Raw genomic sequence first — 21,613 nt, 5'->3', positions numbered from 1 at the left:
GCTCCATTACATGATGCCACGAATATCATCGCCGGGGAGGACTTTCATACCGTAACGGAGCCCTTATCTAGGACGAACCCCGGTTTTTGGAACCGGGCAACGCCAACAACGTTCTCTTGTGCTGTCTGGAGAAAAACGTGACGAAACAAGCCTCCGCTACGGCCACCCCGCCGCTTTCGTCACCGTCGGCCGACCCGCGCGGCCTCGCCCAGGGGCTGGAAGAGGCGTTTCTCGCCGTCCGCAACGAGACCGAGCGCCGGGCCGCGCCGCTGTCGCCTGAAGACCAGCAGATTCAATCCATGCCGGATGCGAGCCCCACGAAATGGCATCGCGCCCATACCACCTGGTTCTGGGAGCAATTCCTGCTCGGCGAGCACTGTCCCGGCTACCGGCCCTTCCACCCTGATTTCGCTTTCCTGTTCAATTCCTATTACGTCAGCGCCGGCCCGCGTCATTCCCGCAATCACCGCGGCGACATCACCCGCCCCGGCGCCGATCAGGTCGGCGCCTATCGAACATATGTCGATGCTGCCGTCGTCAAATTCTTCCGCGAGGTCGGCGCGGTCAAGCTTCGCGAGGTCGCACCGCTGGTCGAGGTCGGGCTCAACCACGAGCAGCAGCATCAGGAATTGATGTTCACCGACATCCTGCATGCCTTCGCGCAGAACCCGATTCCGTCGGCCTATGATCCGGACTGGCGCTTCCCGGCTTCGACACGCGCGGGTGAGGGTTGGCTGACGCTGAACGAGGGCATCCACACCGTCGGTCATGTCGACGACAGTTTTCATTTCGATAACGAGAAGCCGGCGCATCGCGCGCTCGTCGGTCCGGTCAGGGTCGCACGCAATCTCGTCACCAACGCCGAGTGGCTCGCCTTCATGCGCGACGGCGGCTACCGGACCCCAGCGCTGTGGCTGATGGACGGCTTTGCCACCGTCAACAACGAAGGCTGGGACGCCCCCGGCCATTGGCGCGAGATCGACGGCCAGTGGCACATGATGACGCTCGCCGGCCTCAAGCCGGTCGATCCGGACGCGCCGGTCTGCCACGTCAGCTATTACGAGGCCGATGCGTTTGCGCGCTGGGCCGGGAAGCATCTGCCGACCGAGATGGAATGGGAGGTCGCGGCCCGCGCCGGCCAGCTCAACGACGCCTTCGGCATCGTCTGGCAGTGGACGCGTTCTTCATATTCGCCCTACCCCGGCTACCGCGCCATCGAAGGCGCGCTCGGGGAGTACAACGGCAAGTTCATGATCAATCAGTTGGTGCTGCGCGGCTCCTCGCTTGCAACTCCCGAGGGCCACAGCCGTATTACCTATCGCAACTTCTTTTATCCGCACCATCGCTGGCAGTTCACGGGACTGCGGCTCGCCGACTACGAATAAAAATCATCCGACGACAAATACGCGCCGGACAGCGCGTTCAGGAGAGTATCATGAATGTGCACGCCAGCGCTTTGGCCGAAGCCCATCTCCCCGACGAGCAGACCACCGCCTTCGCCCGCGAGGCCATCGAGGACCTGTCGCAACAGCCGAAAAAGCTGTCGCCGAAATATTTCTACGACGCGGCCGGATCGGAGCTGTTCGAGGCGATCACGCGCCTGCCGGAATATTACCCGACGCGCACCGAGCTTGCGATCCTGAAGGAGCGCGGCAGCGAGATCGCGAAGATCATTCCGCAGCATGCGGCGCTGGTCGAGTTCGGCGCCGGAGCAACCACGAAAGTCCGCCTGCTGCTCGATCACTGCAAATTCGCAGCCTATGTGCCCGTCGACATCTCCGGCGACTTCCTGAAGGCGCAGGCCAACGGCCTGAAGCGGGACTTCCCGACGCTCGGCATCTATCCGGTGGCGGCCGACTTCACCACCCCGTTCGAGTTGCCGAGGGCAGTCGCATCGATGCCCAAGGTCGGCTTCTTCCCCGGCTCGACCATCGGCAATTTCGAGCCGCATGAGGCGCAGGCCTTCCTGAAGAGCGCCCGCAAGATCCTGGGCAAGGGCGCGCAGATGATCATCGGCGCCGACCTCGAGAAGGAAGAGCGCGTCCTCCACGACGCCTACAACGATGCCGCCGGCGTCACCGCCCGCTTCAACCTCAATGTGCTCGTGCGCATCAACCGCGAGCTCGGCGGCAATTTCGACCTGTCCGCCTTCACCCACCGCGCGATCTACAACCGCGAGCGGCACCGGATCGAGATGCACCTGATCAGCAAGAAGAGCCAGACCGTGCGCCTGCTCGGCACCAGCTTCTCGTTCCGGCCGGGTGAGAGCATCCACACCGAGAACAGCTACAAATACAGCCTCGAGCGTTTTGCTGCGCTGGCGCAGGGCGCGGGCTGGCAGGTGCGCGAAAGCTGGACGGACGCGGCGAAGATGTTTTCGGTGCACGCGCTGGAGGCGACGGAGTAAACGCTCCGGCGCCAGTGGCGCCGGGTCAATGCTCCTCGGCCTCTTGCGGAGACGACCCCAGCGACACCGACTCCCATACCGCGACCACGATCATGATCACGGTCGACGCGACCGACAGCCAGAGTGGCGAGAGATCGGCGGCGAACCACCACAGCACCAGCAGCAGGATAATGCCGATGCCGTGGGAGAGCTGGAGGAAGCCGCGGATCGCGTGCTTGAACAGGATGGTGCCGACCAGGAACACCAAGGGACCACCGATCGTGCTCACGATGGTCCTGATATCGGAATGTCCGGTCGGATGTTTCAGCACCAGCTCGTCCGACACCGCGGTCAGGATGATGCCGGCGACGATCGGCATGTGCAGATAGGTGTAGGCGAGCCGCGCCAGCCGGCCGGATTCCGCGGACTTCGAGATGCGCTCGGAGCCGGCCTCCGCGCCCTTGTGGAAATAGACCCACCACATCGCAATGGCCCCGGCCAGCGCCGAGACAAAGGCCAAAATATTATCCGCGGTCCAGTCGAGCTCGGCAAAGGTGGCGCCGTTGACGACGACGGCTTCACCGAGCGCGATGATGATGAAGCCGGCGCAGCGCTCGGCCATGTGGCCGCCCTCGACGGCCCAGGCTTCGACCGACGAGAAGCCGAGCTTCGGGACCCAGAAGCGCACCGCGGGCGAGACGTATTCGATCGCGAGCGCCGCGATCCAGCACCACAGCCGTGCCTCGTCATGGGCGAGACCGCCGAGGATCCAGAAGATCGCGGAGCCGCAGAGCCAGACCAGAATGCGGATCGCGTTGTGCCGGACGGCCGTTCGATGGCGCGGGGTCGCGAAGAGCCAGAAGGCGGTGCGTCCGACCTGCATCGTCGCGTAGGCGATCGCGAACCACAGGCCCCGCCCCTCGAACGCGGTCGGGATCGTCGTCGACAGCACGAGGCCGCCCAACATCATCAGGAAGATCAGGATGCGGACCGGGGTCAGCTCGGGATTGAGCCAGTTGGTGACCCAGGCGGTGTAGACCCATACCCACCACACCGCGAGGAACAGCACCGTGACGTGCACCGCGCCGAGCGGGGTGAAATGGTGCAGCAGCGTGTGCGAGACCTGCGTGACGGCGAAGACGAAGACGAGGTCGAAGAACAGCTCGGCATTGGTGACGCGGCTGTGCTGGTTTGGAGCGATGACGCGAAACATCGCGCCGCGAGGATTGTCCGCAGCCATCGTCATCCCCCCGTCACGCGATCAGATCAGGCCCCCGGTACCCCGGTTTGCAGCGCCAGCGCATGCAGCACGCCGCCCATCTGGCCTTGCAGGGACCGATAGACGATCTGGTGCTGCTGGACGCGGGACTTGCCGCGGAAGGATTCCGAGATCACGGTCGCGGCATAGTGGTCGCCATCGCCGGCGAGGTCACGGATCGTCACCTCGGCATCGGGGATCGCTGCCTTGATCATCGCCTCGATATCGTGGGCGTCCATGGGCATTCGGGTCTTGCTCCTGTCTCGGCTTCGAATCGCTTGCCGGGGTCCCCGGACCGGCAGGGCCAAACTTAGCGTGAACGGCCTTCTACGTCACGCATTCCGGCACTATATCCCTGATCCCATCCGGATAAAGGCACGACAAAGTGCCGCGCGCGGCAGATTGATCGAAAAGGCGTGAACTCATGAAGCTTCCAGGGCCCGACCACCCCATCACCATCACCCAAAATCCCCGGCGCGTCCGCGTCACGGCCGGCGACATCGTGATCGCCGAGACCAGCAAGGCACTGATCTTGAAGGAAGCCAAATATCCGGCGGTGCAATATGTGCCGCGGGAGGACGCCAACATGGCGCTGCTGGAGCGCACCGACCGCGTCACCCATTGCCCCTACAAAGGGGACGCGAGCTATTACAGCGTCAAGGCCGACGGCAAGACGCTCGACAACGCGATCTGGACCTACGAGACGCCTTTCCCCGCGATGACGGAGATTTCCGGCCATCTCGCCTTCTACCCGGACAAGGTGAAGATCGAGGAAGTGGGGTAGGCTCGTCGCGCCGGGGCGGTCGCAGGTCGCTTCCTCTCCGTCGACACAAGGCTCAAGATGCCGCGCAAAGCCGCAAGACTGATTGGGGTCTCGTTGCTGGGCGTGGCCGCCATCCTCATCGTGGTGGCCGCCGCCGGACTGGGTTTTCGCGCCTATCGCCAGCATCTTGCCGCCGAAACCCTCGCGATCCGCTCACCAAAGGGCGTGCAGGAGGGAGGGTTCGTCGACATCGGCGGAATCAAGCAATGGATTCAAATCCGCGGCGAGGATCGGGATAACCCGGTCCTGCTGTTCGTCCATGGCGGGCCCGGAGGCTCCAGCTGGCCGATGTCGTCGGGTTGGCGCCCCTGGGAAAAGCACTTCACCATCGTGCAATGGGACCAGCGCGGCACCGGCCGCACGTATGGCGCCGCCGGAGACACGCTGGCTCCAACCATGACACTGGAGCGAATGGCGCAGGATGGCGTCGAGCTGGCCGAGCATCTGCGCACGCATCTGCACAAGGACAGGATCGTCCTGGTCGGGCATTCCTGGGGCTCGTTCCTGGGAATTCACATGGTGAAGCAACGCCCGGATCTGTTCTCGGCCTATGTCGGCACGGGCCAGGTGGTTGGCAGGACGACCTTCGAGAAGGCATTCGAGCTCACGATCGCGCGCCTGCAACGACTTGCGGCGTCCGCCAACAATCCCGAAGCCCTGGCGGAATTGGCGCCGATCGCTGCACAGCCAACCCTCACCCCGGAAAATCGCCTGATTGCGGACAAATGGAGCAACGCGCTGGGTCTGCGGCCCGCCGGCGGCTTCCAGTTCGCGGGCCCCATCCCGCCGCTCTTCATGCCGGATGTCTCGCTGCTCGACTTGTACAACTGGCGCAAGGGCGTCGCCTTCTCGGCCAAATATCTGACCGGACGGAACGGGCCGATGTTTCAGAGCGACATGGCCTCGATGGGATTCAGATCGCCGATCCCCATGTTCTTCATTGAGGGCGACGCGGACGGCGTGACGCCGGGCGAACCCGCCGAGCAATATTTCAAGGAGATCACGGCCCCGCATAAGGAATTTGTGTGGGTTCGCGGCGGCGATCATTTCATTCCGTTCGATCGTCCTGATGAGTTCTTGGCCGAGCTGATGGCCCGCGTCATGCCATTCGCAGGCAATTGAGGGCCGGCGCCCCGGCCCCCCGATTCGAGCGGCAGCCCGGCTACGCCCTGAAGATCGTGAGCCCCAGTATCAGCAGCACCAGGAAGATCACGACGAAGATATAGAACAGGAAGCGGGCGACATCGGCCGAGGCGGCCGAGAGGCCGGTGAAGCCGAGCACGCCGGCCACGATCGAGATCAAGAGAAAGATCAGCGCCCATTTCAGGATCGTCATAGCCAACTCCGCCTTGGATGCCGCATGTTTTGCGGCCCTCGACCCATTCGCGAACGCTAACTTCGCTGCATGGAACTGGTTCCTGAGGGCCCTCCGCGGGCAAGGCGCGACACAAACTGCGCTTGCTGAATCCGGTTCCCGACGGCACAGTCCGGCCAGGGCAGGAGCGCAATCGGGGCGACCATGATGACGATGTCACATTCCGCGACGATCGGCGCAGAGGCGCACGCCGCGCCGAAAGCCAAGGCGCGCAATCTGTCGCTCGATCGGACCCGCACCTTCCTCACGCTGGTGGTGCTGCTGCACCACGCCGTCATTCCCTACACCTATTTCGGTCACACCGACCCGGCGTCCTGGATCGGCTTCGACATCGTTGTGCTCTGCACCGACAGCTTCTTCATGGCGATGTTCTTCTTCCTGTCGGGACTGTTCACGTGGTCCGGCATCGCGCGCAAGGCGCCACAGGTTTTCCTGCGCGACCGCCTGTTGCGGCTCGGGCTGCCGTTCGTGATCGCGGCCTTCACGGTCACCCCGCTCGCCTATTACGCGATCGCGCTGCGGCACGATCCCGAGCTGACCTTCGCTTCGTTCTGGTGGAAGACGATCACCGTCGGGCCGTGGCCGAGCGGGCCGATCTGGTTCGTGTGGGTGCTGCTGGCGTTCGACCTGACCGCGAGCCTGCTCTACCGGGTCTCGGCCCACCTGGTCGATCCGGTCAACCGCGTTTCGCTGCGCGGATTTGACCAGCCGGCCGTGTTCTGGCTGCTGCTCGCCGTCGTCAGTGCCGTCGTCTACGTGCCCGCGCTGGTCCATTTCGGCGCCAACAAATGGTTCGAGTTCGGACCGTTTTCGGTGCAGGCGAGCCGCGTCCTGCTCTACTTCGCCTATTTCTTCATCGGCGTCAGCGTCGGCGCCGCCAACTTCGATCGCGGCATCCTCAGCGCCGAGGGCCAGTTGCCGAAGAACCGATGGATGTGGGTGATCGCCACGCTGGTACCCTACTGCCTGATGTGGTGCATGATCTACATCAAGCGCGCAATCCTCGGGAATCCCAACGTGCTGCCGGACTGGTATCAGGCGATCTACGGCACGTTCGTCGTGCTGTTCTCGGCCGCGATCCTGCTCGCGATCCTCGCCTTCTTCCTGCACCAGAAGTCGCCGGGGCCGAACCTGCTCGACCGCATGCAGGCGGACGCCTACGGCATGTTCCTGGTGCACTACCCGATCGCGCTGTGGATCCAGTATGTGCTGTTCGACTATTCGTGGCCTGCGATCTTCAAGGCCGGGATCGGCTTCGTGCTCACGGTGATGCTGAGCTGGGGACTGACGGCAATGTTGCGGAAGATTCCGGGCGCGTCACACGTTTTGTGAGGCCGAGGTCTCTCCGTCCGTCATTGCGAGGAGTTCTTGCGACGAAGCAATCCAGTCTGCCGCCGCGGAGACGGTCTGGATTGCTTCGCTTCGCTCGCAATGACGGAGTTCGCGGCGGCGGCTCAGGCCGCCTTCCCGCCCATATACTCCGGCAGCCAGCGCTCGAACGATTTCCGCAGGCTATCGATCGTGACAGGCGCCTCGCCCGCGATCGCGATCGCATCGCCGCCGGTGGTGCCGATGCGCACGCAGGGCACCTCGCAGCCACGCATCTTGGCCAGCACGCGGCCGGCGTCCGCTTCCGGCACGGTGACGAGATAGCGCGCCTGGTCCTCACCGAACCAATAGGCCTGCGGCACGAGCGCCGCCGGCGCCGCCAGCAGTTTTGCGCCGATGCCGCTGGCCATCGCCATCTCGGCGAGCGCGATCAGGAGGCCACCGTCGGAGAGATCGTGCACCGCGGTCGCAGTGCCAGCATGGATCATGCCGCGCACGCAGTCACCGTTGCGCTTCTCGGCCGCGAGGTCGACCGGCGGCGGCGCGCCCTCCTCGCGACCGCAGATGTCGCGCAGATAGACCGACTGGCCGAGCCAGCCGTGGGTTTCGCCGACCAGGAGGATCGCCTCGCCCTCGGCCTTGAAGGCCAGCGAAGCGGACTTGGTGAAATCATCGAGCAGGCCAACGCCGCCGATCGAAGGTGTCGGCAGGATCGCGCGGCCGTTGGTCTCGTTGTAGAGCGAGACGTTGCCGGACACGACCGGGAAATCGAGCGTGCGGCAGGCCTCCGAGATGCCCTTCAGGCAGCCGACGAACTGGCCCATGATCTCGGGCCGTTCAGGATTGCCGAAATTGAGATTGTCGGTGATCGCGAGCGGCTTGCCGCCGACCGCGGTGATGTTGCGCCAGGCTTCCGCCACCGCCTGCTTGCCGCCCTCGAACGGGTCGGCTTCGCAATAGCGCGGCGTGACGTCGACGGTCAGCGCCAGCCCCTTCGGCCCGTCCTGCACGCGCACGACGGCGGCGTCGCCACCGGGACGCTGCAAGGTGTTGCCGAGGATGACGTGGTCGTATTGCTCCCAGACCCAGCGCTTGCTGCACATGTCGGGCGTGCCGATCAGCTTCTCAAGCGCGGCACCGACGCCCATCGGCGCCGGCACGTCGCGCGCATGCACGACCGGCAGCGCAGCGGAGGGCACGTGCGGGCGATCGTAGAGCGGCGCTTCGTCGCCGAGCTCCTTGATCGGCAGGTCGGCCATGACGTCGCCGCCATGCTTGACCACGAAACGCTTGCTCGGCGTGGTGTAGCCGACCACGGCGAAGTCGAGGCCCCATTTCTTGAAGATGGCCTCGGCTTCCTTTTCCTTCTCGGGCTTGAGCACCATGAGCATGCGCTCCTGGCTTTCCGAGAGCATCATCTCGTAGGCGCTCATGCCGGTCTCGCGGGTCGGCACCGCGTCGAGATCGAGGTCGACGCCGAGGTCGCCCTTGGCGCCCATCTCGACCGCCGAGCAGGTCAGGCCGGCCGCGCCCATGTCCTGGATCGCGATGACGCAGCCCTTCTCCATGATCTCGAGGCAGGCCTCGAGCAGCAGTTTTTCGGCGAAGGGATCGCCGACCTGCACGGTCGGGCGCTTCTCCTCGGACTTGTCGTCGAACTCGGCCGAGGCCATCGAGGCGCCGTGGATACCGTCGCGCCCCGTCTTGGAGCCCAGATAGACGATCGGCATGTTCACGCCGGAAGCGGCCGCATAGAAGATCTTGTCGGCGTCGGCGAGGCCCACGGCCATCGCGTTGACGAGGATGTTGCCGTCATAGCGGGTGTGGAAACGCACCTGGCCGCCGACCGTCGGCACGCCGAAGGAATTGCCATAGCCGCCGACGCCGGCCACCACGCCGGAGACGAGATGCCGCGTCCTGGCATGCTCGGGCGCGCCGAAGCTCAGCGCATTGAGGCAGGCGATGGGACGCGCGCCCATGGTGAAGACGTCGCGCAGAATGCCACCGACGCCGGTGGTCGCACCCTGGTAGGGCTCGATGTAGCTCGGGTGGTTGTGGCTCTCCATCTTGAAGACCACGGCCTGGCCGTCGCCGATATCGATCACGCCGGCATTCTCGCCGGGGCCCTGGATCACCCAGGGCGCCTTGGTCGGCAGGCCGCGCAGATGGATACGCGACGATTTGTACGAGCAGTGCTCGTTCCACATCGCCGAGAAGATGCCGAGCTCGGTGAAGGTCGGCTCCCGCCCGATCAGCTTCAGGATGCGCTCGTACTCGTCGGGCTTGAGCCCGTGGGCGGCAACCAGTTCGGGGGTGATCTTGGGTTCGTTCTTCATGGATTCGGGGCTTTCGGCGGCGTTTTGCCGTTCTTAGGAAGATCGGGGGCCTACGAAAAGCCCTTTATGGCGCATTTTCCCGCTGTCCCACGTTTTGCGGCCGGGGGATGCGGGAACAGGAATTGCAAGGTGCGGACGGATCGGATTTAAGGGCTAAAGACCCGTAATTGAAGGCCCAATTCCTTGCACGTGCTGACCAAAGTCCCATCCACCCGCCGCCCCGACCTGCACGTGGCCACCGAAGGTGAGTTCAAGGGTTGGCGAACCTGGATTCGCGACAGCTTTGAGAGCCATATCGGCCCGTTCTGGCACAAAGTCGAGGAAGACGGCAGCGTCCGCTCGGCCTTCCGGGTCGAGAAGAAGCACCTCAACGGCTCCGGAAACGTCCACGGCGGCTGCTTCATGGCATTCGCCGACTATTGCCTGTTCGCGATCGCCACCCACGAGCTGGATGGCCCGGCCGTGACGACGAATTTCGCCTGTGATTTCCTCGACGCGGCCCGCAAGGGCGAGCTGGTCGAATGCGCCGGCGAAGTGTCCCGCGCCGGCGGCTCGCTGATCTTCCTGCGGGGCAAGCTGACCTCGGCCGGGCGGCCGCTGTTCACCTTCTCCGGGACGATCAAGCGGGTGAAGCGGAAGCCGGCACTCCAGCCAAACGCATAGCTCGACGCCTTCCCTTTTCGCACCCCCTCGCCCAGACTTGCGACAAGCGCTCTGGCGCGGGGGAGCAGGAACAAGGTGCCGCAGAGCACATCGTCGGGCCGCACGGCGGCCGCCGCATCATCGTCGCCATCCATCATCGCCACCGGCGTCCGCAACTGGCGCGACTATGCGCTGCTGTTCGCGCTCGCCTGCTGCTGGAGCTCCACCTATCCGCTGGCGAAGCTCGCGCTTCCCACCATCCCGCCTGTCACCTTCATCTCGGCGCGCTCGCTGATCGCGGCCGCCTTTCTGTTCGCGATCCTGTGGGTGCGCGGCCTCAAGCTCCCGACCGATGCGAAGGCCTGGAAGCTGTTCGCAGTCCAGCAGCTGATCAACTCGACCTTTCCGTTCCTGGTCATCACCTGGTCGCAGCAATATGTGCCGGCGTCGAACACGGTGGTGCTGGCCTCGACGACGCCGATCTTCGCTTTCCTGATCACGTCGTTGATCACGCGGCATGAGCCGGCGACGCTGCTGAAGCTCGTGGGCGCAATTCTCGGCCTTGCCGGCACCATCGCCATCGTCGGTCTCGACGCGCTGCGCGGCTTCAGTGGCGAGATCGTGGCCGAGATCGCGATCCTGCTCGCCACCATCTCCTTTGCCTGCGCGACCATCTTTGGCTTGCGGCTCTCCGAATACGATCCGATGGTGGTGGCGACCGGCTCGCTGCTGTTCGGTGGCCTCGTGCTGCTGCCGCCCTCGCTGATCATCGACCAGCCCTGGACACTGCACCCGACGCCGACGGCAATCGTCGCCACCATCGCCATGGGCATCATCTCCAGCGCGCTGGGATTGATGCTGTTCTACATGTGCCTGGTTCGGCTCGGCACGCTGACCACCAACGCGCAGGGATACTTGCGGATTCCGATCGGCGTCGCACTATCGATCGTGCTGCTCGGCGAATCCGTGCCGTCAAACCTCGCGCTCGGTCTCGTGCTGGTCATGGCCGGCGTCGCCACGATGACGATCCCGGGCGATGTTTACAAGCGGTGGCTTGGACGATTGCGCAGGCTCTGAGTGCTAACGCAACGAGGCGCACTAAGGCACAGTCACAACCTGATTGACACATGATGGACGAATGTGAGGTAGTCGCGCGCAAGCCTGTCGTGATGCATCCCTCCCTCAAGGCCCAGCATGGACAGTCGTTCACCACACGCCATTGGCGATTCAAAAGCCGATCGCGTGCCCAGCATTTGGTGGTTCGCACTCGCGCTTGTTCCGCTATTTGCATCCCAGCTCATGCGACTGCATCAGCACACTGCGGCGGGTTGGCTTGTCTGGGACTATGCCGGGCGGATCGCCGCCCTGGCCATCCTTGCAGCGATTCCTGCAGCACGTGCTGTTGCCTATCGACGCGAGCAACGCCGGATTTCTTTTCTTGAGATCGGGGTCTGGATCGCAGGAATTGTACTGCTGGACCGCTTGAGTCAGTGGCCGCGACGACTCATCAATGCGACATTGCCAGCGACCGTCATTGGCAAATACCCGCACCCGACCGGCTGGCTCAACGTCTTCGATCTCATCGTTGGCTTGGCGCTGGTCGCGGCCAGTGAAGAGATCATTTTCAGGCGATTGCTTCGGAACGCGTCACAGCCTTACCTGGGCGATGGGGTCTTTGCTATCCTCATGACGTCTCTGATCTTCGGCGCCTTTCATTGGTGGAGCGGGATCGGAAACATCCTGCTTGCCGCAACAACCGGCATCCTTTTCATGGCGATGTACCGGCGCTCAGGTGCGCTTTGGCCGGTCGTGCTCGTGCATTACCTGGTTGACCTGATCGCCTTCTCTGGCGTTTGGCGTTGAAGCGGCAATCAGCGCGACGCCGACAATTGCTTCTCGGCGATGTTGAGCCACTCGGCCTGCGCCTCGCGCAGATATTTCGGCGCGCGCCGCATCTGGATCAGGAGCTCGTTGAAAACCACGCGCGCCTCGGCGCTGCGGCCGACCATCTGGAGCAGCATGCCGTAGCGCACCCGTGCTTCGGCGCCGGGAAAATAGTCGGTGACGGCGTGATATTCCTCCAGCGCCTCGTCGAGCCGGCCAACCTCGGCAAGCGCGCGGGCATAGAGCAGATGCGCATCGGCGGAATCGAAGTCCGGCCATTGCTTCTGAAGATCATCCAGCGTCGCCAGCGTATCGGCCGGACGCTTTGCGGAGAATTCGGCTTGCGCCTTGCCGAAGGCGTAGGCGGGATCGTGGCCCATCGGCAGCGCCAAAATATGATCGTAATGCTGCTCGGCTTCACCGTAGCGCCCGATCTTCGCGCACTCCTCGGCCAGCGCCGCACGATTGGCGATGGTATCGGTGACAGCCAGCCGGTCGGACAGCTCGCGGTAGCGCTTCTCCGGATCGAGCCGATTGGCGACGCGTTGGCGCGCCTGCCGCGCGCCGGGGCTGGAAAACCATTCCGGGATGAGTTCGACCGCGATATAGGCGAGCGCGCCCATCATCGGCACCAGCAGGATGATGAAAGCCCAGGGCCGCAATCGCCCGGTTCGCGACGCGTGATAGATCAGCGTGATATCGAGCAGCAGAACGACCAAAGCGACGGGCATGTGACATCCGGGAGCACAACGACAGCGTACGCTTCCTGATATCGCAACTCGCGCAGCGAAACAACTTTGAGTTGCTTCCATCCGCGCGGAAATCAGCGACCCCGGATGCACGCGCCTTGATGGCGACGAGGAGTCAGTCGTCTCAAACGCGATTGAGGTTCATGAGACAGCAAGCCCAAACCGCTATGACTTGGGCAGCTATGATTTGGGCGGCTGCTACTTGGCGTCGTCCGCGAGCATCTTCCGGTACTTCTCGACGTCACGCGTCACGAGCTTCTGGAGCACCTCGGGCGTATGCTCGTCGGGATCGGGCGTAACGGTCGACAGATCCGCAAAACGCTTCTTCACCGCGTCGGTTTCCACCGCGGTGCGCGCGGCTGCATTCAGCTTGGCGATGACGGCCTGCGGCGTGCCCTTGGGTGCGAACAGGCCATTCCAGCCCTGCGCTTCGAAGTCCGGCAAGCCCGCCTCGGCAGACGTCGGCAGATCGGGCAGCGTGGCCAGCCGCACGGTCGAGCCGACCACGAGCCCCCGCACCAGCTTCTCGTTGATCGACTGCGAGACGGAGGCGGCGGCGTCGCAGACGCCGTCGATCTGGCTGCCGACCGCGTCGGTGAGCGCAGGCGCCGCGCCGCGATAGCCGACCAGCGTCGCATCGATGCCGGCGGCCGTCACGAAGCTCTTGCAAATGAGGTAATTCGACGAGCCGACACCGGCGTGGCCGAGATTGATCTTGCCGGGGTTGGCCTTGGCGTAGGCGATGAACTCTTTCAGGTCCTTCGCCGGAAAATCCTTGCGAAGCGCGATGATGCCGAACGTCTTCGCGACCATGGCGATCGGGACGAAGGATTCAGGCGTGAACGGCAGTTTGGGATAGATCGTGTAGGTCGCGGCATTGGTGCCGGCGTTGCCGATCGCGATGGTGTAGCCGTCAGGCTCGGCGCGGGAGGCGCGCGCCAGCGCGGTCGAGCCGCCGGCGCCGGCGACGTTCTCGATCACGATGGTCTGGCCGAGCGCGATGCCCATCTGCTCGGCCACCGTGCGCGCGATCACGTCCGACGTGCCGCCGGCCGCGAACGGCACGATCATGGTGAGCGGACGCTTGGGGAAATCCTGCGCGAAGGCGGCGGTCGCGAGCGAAAATGTCGCGAGCGACAGCGCCGCGATCGCGGCGAGAGCCCGCTTCGCCACGAACGCGATCACGCGGCCTTTTCCAGATGGGCAGTGAGGCCGGCGAACAGGCCGCGGCCATCGGTGCAGCCCATGATGTCTTCGACGTGGTTCTCCGGGTGCGGCATCATGCCGAGCACGTTGCCCCTGTCGTTGACGATTCCGGCGATGGATTGCGCCGCGCCATTGATGTTGCTGATATCATCGACCACGCCGTCGGCCGAGCAGTAACGATAGAGCACCCGCCCCTCGCCCTCGAGCCGCTTGATGGTCTCTTCGTCCGCCTCGTAATTGCCCTCGCCATGCGCCACCGGCACGCGGATCACCTGGCCCGCATTGTAGCCGCGGGTGAACGGCGTGTCGGAGCGCTCGACGCGCAGATGCACGTCGTGACAGATGAACTTCAGCCGCGCGTTGCGCATCAAGACGCCGGGCAGCAGGCCGGACTCGCAGAGGATCTGAAAACCATTGCAGACGCCGAGCACGAGACCGCCCTTGGCCGCATAGTCGCGCACCGCGTCCATCACCGGCGATCGCGCCGCAATCGCGCCGCAGCGCAGATAGTCGCCGTAGGAGAAGCCGCCAGGCACCACGACGAGGTCGGTGCCCGCGGGCAGCGACGTCTCGGCGTGCCAGACCATCGCGGGCTCGCTGCCGGAGATCAGCCTCAATGCGCGCGCCATGTCGCGCTCGCGGTTGATTCCGGGAAAGACGAGGATGGCGGCTTTCATGGTTCGGGTTCCGAAGGTGATGGGAATCGGGCTGGCCAAAGAGGGCCAAAATCGTGAAGAGAGATAGCCATTTGACGGGGATTTTACCAGTGCTAGCCTTGCCGGGCGGCCTTGTACACAGGCCATAGCCACGGCACTTTTGCCTGACGATCTTGCCCGGGATTGAAGCCATGAACGTCCCGTCGCGGCCCGCCTCCCCCTCCGAACCGGTGTCCACTCAGGGCGTCATCGCCGCCGGCGCCTATGTCGACGGCCGGCGTGTCGCCAATATCGCCATCAGCGAGGCTTCGAGCTGGCGGGCCAAGCCCGGCCACGTGGTGTGGATCGGGCTGCACGAGCCCGACATGGCGCTGCTCGGCGCCGTGCAGAAGCAGTTCGACCTGCACGACCTTGCCATCGAGGACGCCAACAACGCCCATCAGCGGCCGAAGATCGAGCAATATGGCGAGGCCCTGTTCATCGTGGCGCGGACGGCGCAACTGATCGAGGGCCGGATCGCCTTCGGCGAGACGCACATCTTCGTCGGCGAAAGCTATCTGGTCTCGGTGCGCCATGGCGCCTCGACATCCTACACGCCGGTGCGCGAACGCTGCGAAAGCTGCCCGCGGGCGCTGGCGCGCGGCGAGGACTACATCCTCTACGCCATCCTCGATTTCATCGTCGACAACTACTCGCCCGTGCTGGAGAGCATCCACGAGGAGGTCGAGGGCATCGAGGACGACGTGCTGTCCAAGCCGATCAGCAAGGCGCAGATCGAGCGGCTCTACATGCTGCGCCGCGACCTGTTGCGGCTCAGGACCGCGATCGGCCCGCTGGTGGAAGTCTGCCGCCGCCTCGAGCATGACGAGCTTGCGATGGTGCGCGCGACGATGCAGCCGCTGTTCCGCGACGTCACCGACCACGTCAGGAACATCCAGGAGCGCATCGATTCAATGCGCGAGGTGCTGGCCTTCGCCTTCGAAGCGAGCCTGCTGGTCGGACAGGCGCAGGAGACCGCGGTCTCCAAAACGCTCGCGTCGTGGCTCGCGATCCTCGCCGTCCCCACCGCAGTCGCCGGCATCTACGGGATGAACTTCAAATACATCCCCGAGCTGCAATGGGAATACAGCTATTTCGTCGTCATGGGGATGATGGCCCTCGCCTGCCTCGGATTGTACTGGCGCTTCCGCCGCGTCGGATGGCTGTGAAGCGCCGCGCGGGCTAGACGATCTCGACCCGATAATTCTCGATCACGGTGTTCGCCAAGAGCTTGTCGGCGGCCTCCTTCAGCGCCGCTTCGGCCTTGGCCTTGTCGGCGCCGGCAAGCTCGATGTCGAACACCTTGCCCTGACGAACGCTGGCGACGCCGTCGACGCCGAGCGACTTCAGCGCGCCTTCGATGGCCTTGCCCTGCGGATCGAGGATGCCCGTTTTCAGGGTAACGGTAACACGTGCCTTCACGTCAAATCCCTCTTAGCTCTTCACCAGCACCGGGCCAGTGCCCTGCGGACGCTCGTTCTCCATGAGGATGCCGAGGCGTTTTGCGACTTCGGTGTAAGCCTCGAGCAGGCCGCCGAGATCCCTGCGGAAACGGTCCTTGTCGAGCTTCTCGTTCGACTTGATGTCCCAGAGACGGCAGCTATCCGGCGAGATCTCGTCGGCGACGATGATCCGCATCATCTCGTTCTCGAACAGCCGGCCGCACTCCATTTTGAAGTCGACGAGGCGGATGCCGATGCCGAGGAAGAGGCCGGTGAGGAAATCGTTGACGCGGATGGCGAGCGCCATGATGTCGTCGATCTCCTGCGGCGTGGCCCAGCCGAAGGCGGTGATGTGCTCTTCCGACACCATGGGGTCGTTGAGCTGGTCGTTCTTGTAGTAGAATTCGATGATCGAACGGGGCAGCTGCGTGCCCTCCTCGATGCCGAGGCGCTGCGACAGCGAACCGGCGGCAACGTTCCGCACCACCACTTCCAGCGGCACGATCTCGACCTCGCGAATCAATTGTTCGCGCATGTTGAGGCGGCGGATGAAATGGGTCGGCACCCCGATGTCGTTGAGGTGCTGAAACAGGTACTCCGAGATCCGGTTGTTGAGGACACCCTTGCCCTCGATCACCTGATGCTTTTTCGCATTGAACGCGGTGGCGTCATCCTTGAAGTGCTGGATCAGGGTACCGGGCTCCGGGCCTTCGTAAAGAACCTTTGCCTTGCCTTCATAAATACGACGCCGACGGCTCATGGGGATGTACCGTGTTTTGTTGAAATCCATGTATTTGGTGTGCTCCGGTTACCAGGTTACGACCCACAGCGGAGCTGCCGTGAACGGCTGGGAACCCGTCTATAACCCCTTGGAAACAGAACGGGAACCAAGCCTTCAGGCAACCTATCCGATTGGCTGTCCCAGCACAATCGATCCGGCCGCCCGGCATCAACTTATACCGTCTTGCCTGCGGCTTAACGGCTCGTTGTTTTGCCGATTCGTGCCCCCTATCTAGGCATGCGCCGGGGCCGTCGCAACGACGGCCGCCGGATCCAGTCAGCAGGGAATTGGAAAAGGCATGAGCAGTTTGGACAAGCGCGAGGAAGGCTTCGAGAAGAAATTCGCCCTCGACGAGGAGCAGAAATTCAAGGCGGAAGCCCGCCGCAACCGGCTGCTCGGCCTTTGGGCCGCCGAGAAGCTCGGCATCACCGGCGAGGCCGCCACCGCCTACGCCAAGGAAGTGGTCGCGGCCGATTTCGAGGAGGCCGGCGATGCCGACGTCCTGCGCAAGGTCATGGCCGATTTCGCCGCCAAGAACGTCGCCATCACCGAACAGGCGATTCGCGCCAAGATGAGCGAATTGATCGCCGTGGCCGCGGCCGAGGTGAAGGCGGGCAAATAGGCGAACTAGGGAGCGGCGGGTAGCGAATGAGCCCATTCGCTACTCGCTGTTCGCCATTGGCGTCCCTCACCCCTCCTTGAAGCCGTATTCCGGCACATTGCCGCTGGCGCCGTAATATTTGTACGGCAAAAACTTGCCGCTCATGGTGATCTTGACGCGGTCGCCCTTCGGGTTGGCGACGCACTCCATTGCCATGTCGAAGTCGATCGCCGACATAATGCCGTCGCCGAATTCCTCCTCGATCAGCGCCTTCCACGCCGGACCGTTGACCATCACCATCTCGTAGAAGCGATAGATCAGCGGATCGGTCGGCGGCATCGGCGTGCCGGTGCCGCGCATCGGCACCTCGTTGAGCATCGTGGTCTCGGCCTTCGACAGGCCGAACAGCTCGCCGGCATTGGCGGCCTGCGGTTTCGTCAGCTTCATCTGGCCGAGGATCGCACCGACGATCAGCACCTCGGAATAGCCGCCGACCTTGTCGCAGATGTGTTTCCAGCTCCAGCCGTTCTCGCGCTTGATGTCGAGCAGCTTTTCGGTGAGGTCTTCGCGCTTCATGTCAGGGTCTCCCTTGGCCAGGCATCGTGTCACGTCGTTTGTGCCGCTTTGGGAGGCACGAAACGTGCCAATAAATGAGGCTTGAGGCGTCACCGCCCCGACCTCCCCTCACGCGGTAAAGCCTCCGTGAACCGCTTGATCGCCTCGAGCACCGGCTGCTGGTCGCCGGCAAAGAACCAATGGTCATTGCCGTCGAGCTCGACGAATTCCGCACCGGTGATCCGGCTCGCGATGTCGCGCCCGGCCGCGATCCGCACGGCCTTGTCGTCCCGCCGATGCAGCACCAGCGTCGGCACCGCAATCCGCGCCAGAAGGTGTCGCACGTCGGCGTCGCGAAAGGCCTCGAGCACGGCGGAGATTCCGCCCGGACTGGACGCCGCGCGCAACAGCCCCGCCCACCAGGCGCGCGCCTGCGGATCATTGGCCAGGCTCGGCGCGAAGGCTTCGATCCCGACCGGGCCGCCCCATTGCGCAATCAGGTGCTTGCTCCAGGCATCATACTGGCTGGCGCGCAGTGCGTGCGGATAGTCCTCCGACCAGCAGCCCTTGGCCAGTGCGCCGAACAGGATGAGCCCGGCCACATGGCGGGATTGCTCGACCGCAAATTTGATGCAGGCCGGCCCGCATTCGGATGCGCCAAACAGCACGACGCGGCGCGAGTCCGCCGCCCGCAGCACGGTGCCGATGTCGTCCGCGGTGACGTCGATGCCGGGGGCCGATCCGACCCGGTCGGACAGGCCGATGCCGCGGCGATCGAAAACGATCAGCCGCCCAAGTCTCATCAATGAGGCCAGAAACGTCCGGCTCGCCGGATGCTCCCAGGCGCGTTCCACATGCGAGACGAAGCCGGGCATGACCAGGATGTCGAGCGGACCGCTGCCATAGGTCTGATACGCCAGATGCACGCCGGCGCCCTTCACATAGCGTGTCGCTGGAAGAGCATCGCGCAGCGGCGCGGCCGCGCGACTCATGAGCGCTTCGGTCTCCGCTTCCGGCGTGACGCCAAGCTCGTCGCGCAGCCGCTGCGCCAGTGCGGCGTGATGCCGTTCCGCCGCGCTTCGGTCGCCCGCAAGCAGGAGGCTGCGGATCAGGTGCCGGCCATACACCTCGCTGAGCGGATCGAGCTCGACCAGACGGCCCGCATGCAGTGTCGCGGCGAGATGATCGCCGGCAGCATTCCTGTCCTGCACCAGACGTTCGAGCGCCTGCACGAGCCGTCCCCGCAACGCCTCGCGGCGAAAGAACGCCCAATCGTCGAATTCGGGACAGTCGTCCGGAGAAAAGCCCGCCAGGAAGTCACCGCGATAGATCCGGCAGGCCTCTTCAAACGCACCGCGATCGCAGGCGCTCTCGAACAGATGCGAGTCGATCTTCAGCTCGACCTCCGGGGACCAGCGCAAGCTTGTGCGGTCGGTCTCGAAAACCGCCTGGCCGAGCGTGAGTTCGACGCGGTGAAGCAGACGCCGCAATCGCGCAAGGCACGTCTCGCGGGACGTCTCGGGCCACAGCAGCGTGGCAATGACGTCGCGCGCGACGGGGGCTTTGGCTTCCGCGAGATAGACCAGCAGCGCAAGTCCCTTGCGCAAGGCCAGCTTGATCAGGCGGTCGTCGGCATGGACCTCGGGGAACCCGAACGTGCCAAGCGAAAAGGCCGTCATGGAGATCCTTCCTCCCCGGTCGGCGCCCCGGGGGACGCGCAGGGGACGGTCCAGCGATAGCAGTCAGGCCAGATCGAGCCCGCTCGCCAGCGAGCAGCTCAGGCTCCTGAATGCGGCACCGCCGTGTCAGGCACAATAGGAAAAACCATGTTCGCGCGCCTCGCAATCCTGCTCTACGCCATCGTGAGCTACGCCGTCTTCACGGCTTCATTCCTCTACGCGCTCGGCTTCGTCGGCAATTATGTCGTGCCCAAGTCAATCGACACGTCGATCGACGTCGGCGCGCCTGCGAATTTGGGTGAGGCCATCGTCGTCAACCTGCTGCTGATGAGCCTGTTTGCCATCCAGCACAGCGTCATGGCGCGCCCGGCCTTCAAGCGCTGGTGGGCGGGAAGCCTTCCCATCGCCTGCCAGCGCAGCACCTATGTGCTGCTCTCGAGCCTGATCCTCCTGCTGCTGTTCTGGCAGTGGCGTCCGATCCCGGCGCCGATCTGGCAGGCCAGCGGAATTACAGCGTGGCTCCTGACCGGCGTGCATTGGCTCGGCTGGCTGATCGTGTTCGCCTCGACCTGCATGATCGATCATTTCGATCTGTTCGGCCTGCGCCAGGCTCTCTTCGCGTTGCGCGGAGCCGACATGCCTGGTCAATCCTTCCGGACGCCGCTGCTCTACAAGATCGTGCGGCATCCGCTCATGCTGGGCTTTCTGCTCGCGTTCTGGGCGACGCCCGAGATGACCGCCGGCCATCTGCTGTTCGCGATCGCGAACACGGCCTACATCCTGGTCGCCCTGCAGTTCGAGGAGCGGGACCTGATCGCCGAGTTCGGCGCGACCTATCAGGACTATCGCCGGCGCGTTCCCATGCTGTTGCCGCGCATTTTCGGAGCGCCCCGATGAAAGCGGTTCTGTGCAATTCGTTCACTGGCCCTGCGGATCTGCGCCTCGGTGAGATCGCTGCGCCGCGACCTGCCGACGACGAGATTCTCATCGATGTCCACGCGGCGTCCGTGAGCTTCATGGACCAGCTGCTGGTCTCGGGCCTCTACCAGATGCGGCCGCCGACGCCCTTCGTGCCCGGCACCGAAGCTTCCGGCGTCGTCGTCGCGGTCGGCGACAAGGTCACGATGTTCGCACCCGGCGATCGCGTGGCGTGCAGTGCCTGGACCGGCGGCTACGCCGAACGGATGATTGCGAAGGAATCGAAGAGCGTGCGGCTACCGGATGGCGTCGCGTTCGAAGCCGCGGCGACGGTGCTGCACAATTACGGCACGGCCTATTATGCGCTGGTCGAGCGGGCTCGGGCGCAGCGCGGCGAAACCCTGTTCGTCACCGGCGCAGCCGGCGGGGTTGGCCTTGCCGCCGTCGACCTCGGCCATCATCTCGGCCTGCGCGTCGTCGCCGGCGTCGGCTCCGACGACAAGGCCGCCCTGGTGCGCGGTTACGGCGCCAGCGAGGTCATCAACTATCGCAGCGAGGACCTGCGCGACCGGATCAAGTCGATCACATCGGGAGACGGCATCGATATCGGCTTCGACAATGTCGGCGGCGCGATCTTCGAGCAGATGGCCCGATCGATGAAGTGGGGCGGACGGCTAATGCCGATCGGCTTCACCAGCGGCGAAATTCCACAGATCCCGATGAACCTGCCTCTCCTGAAAAACTATGCCATCATCGGCGTCTTTGTCGGCGCCTGGGCGGAGAAATTCTCCGCGGAAGCCGCACGCATGAATGATACGCTGATGCAATTGCTGACCGACGGAAACATCCGCCCGCACATCGATCGCGTCCTCCCTTTGGAGGAGGCCGGCGACGCCATGCGCGCCGTCGCCAATCGCACGGTTCAGGGACGAATTGTCCTCAAGATCAGGTAGA

23 protein-coding genes are annotated in these 21,613 nt (G+C 64.2%); 12 read left to right on the top strand and 11 right to left on the bottom strand.

Going from position 1 to position 21,613, the window contains the following annotated elements; translation table 11 throughout:
• The first annotated feature begins 86 nt into the window (after positions 1 to 86).
• Both egtB and egtD read left to right on the top strand, forming a co-directional pair.
• Complete coding sequence (gene egtB, locus OWC48_RS29340) at positions 87 to 1,385, top strand: ergothioneine biosynthesis protein EgtB (RefSeq protein WP_282523113.1); 1,299 nt, start codon at positions 87 to 89, stop codon at positions 1,383 to 1,385.
• A 50-nt stretch (positions 1,386 to 1,435) separates the two neighbouring features.
• Entirely contained in the window at positions 1,436 to 2,407 is a 972-nt protein-coding gene (egtD, locus tag OWC48_RS29335; RefSeq protein WP_282523112.1) for an L-histidine N(alpha)-methyltransferase, read from the top strand.
• Between the two features lie 25 nt (positions 2,408 to 2,432).
• Here the strand turns inward: egtD and OWC48_RS29330 are convergent, their stop codons facing one another.
• Positions 2,433 to 3,626 (bottom strand): low temperature requirement protein A, encoded by a 1,194-nt coding sequence (locus OWC48_RS29330; RefSeq protein ID WP_282523111.1) that lies wholly within the window; start codon positions 3,624 to 3,626, stop codon positions 2,433 to 2,435.
• Between the two features lie 26 nt (positions 3,627 to 3,652).
• Positions 3,653 to 3,889, bottom strand: coding sequence for a BolA/IbaG family iron-sulfur metabolism protein (locus tag OWC48_RS29325; RefSeq protein WP_014494139.1), 237 nt, complete (start codon positions 3,887 to 3,889; stop codon positions 3,653 to 3,655).
• 179 nt (positions 3,890 to 4,068) lie between these two features.
• Between OWC48_RS29325 and OWC48_RS29320 the strand changes: the two genes are divergently transcribed.
• Both OWC48_RS29320 and OWC48_RS29315 read left to right on the top strand, forming a co-directional pair.
• Entirely contained in the window at positions 4,069 to 4,428 is a 360-nt protein-coding gene (locus OWC48_RS29320) for a DUF427 domain-containing protein (RefSeq protein WP_014494138.1), read from the top strand.
• Positions 4,429 to 4,485: 57 nt separating this feature from the next.
• Positions 4,486 to 5,589 carry an alpha/beta fold hydrolase gene (locus OWC48_RS29315; RefSeq protein ID WP_282523110.1) on the top strand — a complete coding sequence of 368 codons (1,104 nt, stop codon included), beginning with the start codon at positions 4,486 to 4,488 and terminating at the stop codon, positions 5,587 to 5,589.
• Positions 5,590 to 5,629: 40 nt separating this feature from the next.
• On the opposite strand, the gene OWC48_RS29310 is transcribed toward OWC48_RS29315, so the two are convergent.
• Positions 5,630 to 5,803: a DUF1328 domain-containing protein gene (locus OWC48_RS29310; protein WP_014494135.1), complete on the bottom strand. Its 174-nt coding sequence runs from the start codon at positions 5,801 to 5,803 to the stop codon at positions 5,630 to 5,632.
• Positions 5,804 to 5,986: 183 nt separating this feature from the next.
• Between OWC48_RS29310 and OWC48_RS29305 the strand changes: the two genes are divergently transcribed.
• Positions 5,987 to 7,174 carry an acyltransferase gene (locus tag OWC48_RS29305; RefSeq protein WP_282523109.1) on the top strand — a complete coding sequence of 396 codons (1,188 nt, stop codon included), beginning with the start codon at positions 5,987 to 5,989 and terminating at the stop codon, positions 7,172 to 7,174.
• 122 nt (positions 7,175 to 7,296) lie between these two features.
• On the opposite strand, the gene purL is transcribed toward OWC48_RS29305, so the two are convergent.
• Positions 7,297 to 9,507: a phosphoribosylformylglycinamidine synthase subunit PurL gene (purL, locus tag OWC48_RS29300; RefSeq protein ID WP_282523108.1), complete on the bottom strand. Its 2,211-nt coding sequence runs from the start codon at positions 9,505 to 9,507 to the stop codon at positions 7,297 to 7,299.
• Between the two features lie 183 nt (positions 9,508 to 9,690).
• On the opposite strand from purL, the gene OWC48_RS29295 reads away from it, so the two are divergent.
• The 3 genes from OWC48_RS29295 (at position 9,691) to OWC48_RS29285 (ending at position 12,012) form a co-directional block, all read left to right on the top strand.
• Entirely contained in the window at positions 9,691 to 10,170 is a 480-nt protein-coding gene (locus OWC48_RS29295) for a PaaI family thioesterase (protein ID WP_282523107.1), read from the top strand.
• A gap of 75 nt (positions 10,171 to 10,245) precedes the next feature.
• Complete coding sequence (locus OWC48_RS29290) at positions 10,246 to 11,226, top strand: DMT family transporter (protein WP_282523106.1); 981 nt, start codon at positions 10,246 to 10,248, stop codon at positions 11,224 to 11,226.
• A 117-nt stretch (positions 11,227 to 11,343) separates the two neighbouring features.
• Positions 11,344 to 12,012 (top strand): CPBP family intramembrane glutamic endopeptidase, encoded by a 669-nt coding sequence (locus OWC48_RS29285; protein ID WP_282523105.1) that lies wholly within the window; start codon positions 11,344 to 11,346, stop codon positions 12,010 to 12,012.
• Positions 12,013 to 12,020: 8 nt separating this feature from the next.
• Here the strand turns inward: OWC48_RS29285 and OWC48_RS29280 are convergent, their stop codons facing one another.
• From OWC48_RS29280 to purQ, 3 genes are all read right to left on the bottom strand, one after another.
• A complete protein-coding gene (locus OWC48_RS29280; RefSeq protein ID WP_282523104.1) occupies positions 12,021 to 12,764 on the bottom strand; it encodes a tetratricopeptide repeat protein in 744 nt (247 codons plus the stop codon).
• A gap of 216 nt (positions 12,765 to 12,980) precedes the next feature.
• Positions 12,981 to 13,967: a tripartite tricarboxylate transporter substrate binding protein BugD gene (locus OWC48_RS29275; protein ID WP_282523103.1), complete on the bottom strand. Its 987-nt coding sequence runs from the start codon at positions 13,965 to 13,967 to the stop codon at positions 12,981 to 12,983.
• Positions 13,964 to 14,665 carry a phosphoribosylformylglycinamidine synthase subunit PurQ gene (gene purQ, locus OWC48_RS29270; protein ID WP_282523102.1) on the bottom strand — a complete coding sequence of 234 codons (702 nt, stop codon included), beginning with the start codon at positions 14,663 to 14,665 and terminating at the stop codon, positions 13,964 to 13,966. Before purQ ends, OWC48_RS29275 begins: the two co-directional genes overlap by 4 nt.
• 170 nt (positions 14,666 to 14,835) lie before the next feature.
• On the opposite strand from purQ, the gene OWC48_RS29265 reads away from it, so the two are divergent.
• Positions 14,836 to 15,852: a magnesium and cobalt transport protein CorA gene (locus OWC48_RS29265; protein ID WP_282523101.1), complete on the top strand. Its 1,017-nt coding sequence runs from the start codon at positions 14,836 to 14,838 to the stop codon at positions 15,850 to 15,852.
• Positions 15,853 to 15,865: 13 nt separating this feature from the next.
• Here OWC48_RS29265 and purS read toward each other — a convergent pair whose 3' ends face one another.
• The gene (gene purS, locus OWC48_RS29260) at positions 15,866 to 16,105 is read right to left on the bottom strand and encodes a phosphoribosylformylglycinamidine synthase subunit PurS (RefSeq protein WP_014494125.1); all 240 of its coding nucleotides are present in this window, start codon (positions 16,103 to 16,105) and stop codon (positions 15,866 to 15,868) included.
• Positions 16,106 to 16,117: 12 nt separating this feature from the next.
• Positions 16,118 to 16,885, bottom strand: coding sequence for a phosphoribosylaminoimidazolesuccinocarboxamide synthase (purC, locus tag OWC48_RS29255; protein ID WP_172782948.1), 768 nt, complete (start codon positions 16,883 to 16,885; stop codon positions 16,118 to 16,120).
• A 319-nt stretch (positions 16,886 to 17,204) separates the two neighbouring features.
• Here purC and OWC48_RS29250 point away from each other — a divergent pair, with 319 nt between their 5' ends.
• On the top strand, positions 17,205 to 17,528 hold the full coding sequence (locus OWC48_RS29250) for a DUF1476 domain-containing protein (RefSeq protein ID WP_014494124.1): 324 nt from the start codon (positions 17,205 to 17,207) through the stop codon (positions 17,526 to 17,528).
• A 66-nt stretch (positions 17,529 to 17,594) separates the two neighbouring features.
• Here the strand turns inward: OWC48_RS29250 and cynS are convergent, their stop codons facing one another.
• Positions 17,595 to 18,083 (bottom strand): cyanase, encoded by a 489-nt coding sequence (gene cynS / locus OWC48_RS29245; protein ID WP_282523100.1) that lies wholly within the window; start codon positions 18,081 to 18,083, stop codon positions 17,595 to 17,597.
• An 89-nt stretch (positions 18,084 to 18,172) separates the two neighbouring features.
• Positions 18,173 to 19,741 carry an alpha/beta fold hydrolase gene (locus tag OWC48_RS29240; RefSeq protein ID WP_282523099.1) on the bottom strand — a complete coding sequence of 523 codons (1,569 nt, stop codon included), beginning with the start codon at positions 19,739 to 19,741 and terminating at the stop codon, positions 18,173 to 18,175.
• 147 nt (positions 19,742 to 19,888) lie between these two features.
• Here OWC48_RS29240 and mddA point away from each other — a divergent pair, with 147 nt between their 5' ends.
• Both mddA and OWC48_RS29230 read left to right on the top strand, forming a co-directional pair.
• The gene (gene mddA, locus OWC48_RS29235) at positions 19,889 to 20,638 is read left to right on the top strand and encodes a methanethiol S-methyltransferase (protein ID WP_282523098.1); all 750 of its coding nucleotides are present in this window, start codon (positions 19,889 to 19,891) and stop codon (positions 20,636 to 20,638) included.
• Positions 20,635 to 21,612, top strand: a complete 978-nt coding sequence (locus tag OWC48_RS29230; RefSeq protein WP_282523097.1) for an NADPH:quinone oxidoreductase family protein — start codon at positions 20,635 to 20,637, stop codon at positions 21,610 to 21,612. The genes mddA and OWC48_RS29230 overlap by 4 nt, the downstream gene beginning before the upstream one ends.
• Position 21,613 lies beyond the last annotated feature (1 nt).

This window comes from Bradyrhizobium sp. Arg816, assembly GCF_029989365.1.
GTDB lineage: Bacteria > Pseudomonadota > Alphaproteobacteria > Rhizobiales > Xanthobacteraceae > Bradyrhizobium.
The sequence above is the reverse complement of the archived record's forward strand: the minus strand, read 5'-3'. Positions and strand labels throughout refer to the sequence as shown.